We start from the raw sequence: 211 nt of genomic DNA, 5'->3' as shown, positions 1-211 counted from the left end.
CCCTCCTGCACGAGCCTCAGCGCCGCGACCGCGAGGATCGGCTTCGTCATCGACTGGATGCGGACGATCGCATCCGCCGGGAGATCGCCGGCCGTGACGATCTCGATGGCCCCGCCAGGAGCACCGAGCACGCCGATGATCCCCGGAGCGGTGCCCCGCGCGACGTGGTCTTCCATGATCTGCCGGAACAAGGTCGTCATGCCCTCGATTC

At 68.2% G+C, this 211-nt stretch carries 1 pseudogene; it reads right to left on the bottom strand.

From position 1 onward, the window contains the following. A pseudogene (locus L687_RS25920) lies at window positions 1-200 on the bottom strand (serine hydrolase); the annotation flags it as partial. Between the last annotated feature and the right edge of the window lie 11 nt (window positions 201-211).

Origin of the sequence: Microbacterium maritypicum MF109 (assembly GCF_000455825.1) — a bacterium.
GTDB lineage: Bacteria > Actinomycetota > Actinomycetes > Actinomycetales > Microbacteriaceae > Microbacterium > Microbacterium maritypicum_A.
This window is presented reverse-complemented; position numbering and strand designations above follow the sequence as displayed.